General features: G+C 54.2%; 3 tRNA genes and 1 rRNA gene. All 4 read right to left on the bottom strand.

The features are described 5' to 3' along the window. Positions 1–146: 146 nt before the first annotated feature. A tRNA-Thr gene (locus GSQ93_RS03480) sits at positions 147–221 on the bottom strand. A gap of 12 nt (positions 222–233) precedes the next feature. Beyond that, positions 234–307: transfer RNA gene (locus GSQ93_RS03475), tRNA-Gly, on the bottom strand. Between the two features lie 36 nt (positions 308–343). Next, a tRNA-Tyr gene (locus tag GSQ93_RS03470) sits at positions 344–429 on the bottom strand. A gap of 161 nt (positions 430–590) precedes the next feature. After that, positions 591–703 (bottom strand): 5S ribosomal RNA (rrf, locus tag GSQ93_RS03465). Positions 704–773: the final 70 nt, after the last annotated feature.

Below are 773 nucleotides of genomic sequence, written 5' to 3'. Positions count from 1 at the left end.
GTGGTCTTGCCATGGTCGACGTGACCAATCGTGCCTACGTTGACGTGCGGCTTGGTCCGTTCGAATTTACCTTTTGCCATTTTCGACTCCTAACAGGAATTTTTCCGTACCTTGCGCCGCGCGCAAACAGTGTGGACTAGTGTTGCTGGTGCCCATGAGCAGGATCGAACTGCTGACCTCTCCCTTACCAAGGGAGTGCTCTACCACTGAGCCACATGGGCGGACCTTGATGCTGGAGCGGGTGAAGGGAATCGAACCCTCGTCATAAGCTTGGAAGGCTTCTGCTCTACCATTGAGCTACACCCGCTTGGGTCTAACGATTCCCGACGCTTGCTACATGTTCTGGTGGAGGAGGCTGGATTCGAACCAGCGTAGGCGTAAGCCAACAGATTTACAGTCTGCCCCCTTTAGCCACTCGGGCACCCCTCCGCAGAGAACTGACGATTATGGGGGAACATCGCTGTTGTGTCAAGCCTTCAGCGAGCCCACCGTAATCGATGTCTCTCACTTATAGGAGTTCAGAAACGCAAAAACCCCACCTTTGTGGGGTGGGGTTTGTGCGAGCTGCGCTGAATTGCAGCGAATGAGGAGCCTGACGATTACCTACTTTCACACGGGTATCCGCACTATCATTGGCGTGGAGTCGTTTCACGGTCCTGTTCGGGATGGGAAGGGGTGGTACCAACTCGCTATGGTCATCAGGCATAAGGGGGTGTTGTGGTGGGGTTAAGTCACCACAACCAATCTGGGGAAGAAGTAGTCGAGTGCATGTA

It is taken from the genome of Burkholderia sp. S171, from assembly GCF_009766085.1.
Classification (GTDB): Bacteria; Pseudomonadota; Gammaproteobacteria; order Burkholderiales; family Burkholderiaceae; genus Caballeronia.
Note: the sequence above shows the minus strand (reverse complement) of the source record. Positions and strands in the feature narration are given on the sequence as shown.